At 68.3% G+C, this 1,747-nt stretch carries 1 protein-coding gene; it reads right to left on the bottom strand.

What is annotated here, in order from left to right:
• Window positions 1-169: 169 nt before the first annotated feature.
• Window positions 170-1,630 carry an IS1380 family transposase gene (locus ACL02U_RS32785; RefSeq protein WP_412794659.1) on the bottom strand — a complete coding sequence of 487 codons (1,461 nt, stop codon included), beginning with the start codon at window positions 1,628-1,630 and terminating at the stop codon, window positions 170-172.
• Window positions 1,631-1,747 lie beyond the last annotated feature (117 nt).

Consider the following 1,747-nt stretch of genomic DNA (forward strand, 5'->3'; position numbering starts at 1 on the left):
ACCTCGATTCTTCTGCAGCCTGACCGTGTGAGGTGTCCCTGCGGATTGCCCTGGTTCGTCCTGCGGGTGCGGACGTGGGGCCGTCGCATGCGCTGCGGTGGCGTCGGGTTCCACGGGCCCGAGGGGGTGGTGCCTCCTTCCTGGTCTTCGCGGGGTCGGGGTGTGGCCGTCAGGTGACGAGGGGAAGGTTCGTGGTGTGGTTCCAGGCAGTGGTGAATGCCGCTGACCACGGCCAGGTGCGGTCGAGGTGGAGGGTCCGCGTGCGGGCGTGTGAGGTGAGGCGTGCGGGCAGGTGGTAGAGCTTGGCGCGGATCGTCTGCGGCTCGGCGATGGCGAGTTCGGGTTCGTCGTGCAGGAGGAGGAGCCGGGTCCAGGCGTCGATGTCGGCGGCGATGGTGGCGGCCAGGACCCAGGCGGTGTTGATCTGCCAGGACTTCGAGGGCAGCAGTCCGAGACCGACCCGCTTGATCGCTTTCACTCGGTCCTCGACCTCTGCGTGATCACGGTAGAGGGCGTCGACGAACCACACCTGTCCGGAAGCCGGGACGCCGGACAGCCCGCGGTGGTCGGGGATGTTCGTGGCGACGATCTGGTAGCGCCAGCCGGTGGCCTTCTCGAAGGCGGTCAGCTTCTTCGTATCCCGCCGTGAGGGTTTGACCCGGCGCACGATCAGTCGTGTCCCCTCGGGCCATCCGGCAAGGTCGCGGACCCCGGTCAGCTCGGCGACCTGGTAGGAGACCATGTCGCCGTCGGGGCCTGTGATCTCGTGGACTTCGCCGTCCTGCCGCAGCGCGGCCGTCCACACTTTCTCTGGCAGCCTTGCGATGGCGGCCTCGTCGGCGGTGTGGATCGCCCAGCCGGTCACCCAGCGCACCCGCCGCCGGCTCGTGGTCAGGGACTGGAGATGATCGAGGAGGGCGTGGCTGAAGGCCGCGCCGTCGATCCGTATCAGGAGCTTCGACCACAGTGGCAGCGCGAGCTGCCGCAACGCGGCGGCCAGGACCGTCCTGTGATCAGCGACGTCGTTGGCGGCCGCGTTGCCCGGCCGCAGCAGCATCACCACGCATTCACGGGTGTTCGCCACCCAGGCGCCGAGCGGATGATGCCCGAAGGTGCCCTTGAACGTGCCCGCCGCTCTTTCCTTCCTGCTGGTGCAGGTCACGACCGTGGCGTCCAGGTCGAGGACGTACCAGCCGGACAGTTCCCGGCCGCACACCGATATCCAGGGGAAACCCGTAGGCCGCAGGGCCAGCCAGGTCCATACGACCCGTCGTGTCGCGGCGCGGACCCGCTCGATACGCGCCGCCATCGGGCCGTCGACCGCCTCCAGGACTCGTCGCAGGGTGCTGTCCGAGACTGGATTCGGGAACAACGTCCGCCAGTGGTACTGGAGTTGCTCGGTTTCCAGAACGCTCGTGGCGCCGAGCGTGATCGCGCAGGCCATCTGGACCAGCGCCATCCCGCGATCCCGCCACCCTGGCCCGGCACCCCGAGGCAACACCGCGCTCAGCGCGGTGGCCAGACCGACCCTGTCGGCGACGCGGCGAAGCAGCACGATCCCCGCGTGCCCGACCAGATTCCTGTCGTCGGCCCGCACCACGAGCCGACTGTCCCAACTGGTAGCTTTCACCCGGAGGGTGCCTCTCCCGAAGATGCTCTTGATCTAGACAGTCCAGATCATCGCAGGTGAGAGGCACCCCCTTTGCTGTCGGGGCGTCAGTTCGCATTCGCGGCTGAATACGCGAGG

The organism is Streptomyces sp. MS06, assembly GCF_047200655.1.
Classification (GTDB): Bacteria; Actinomycetota; Actinomycetes; order Streptomycetales; family Streptomycetaceae; genus Streptomyces.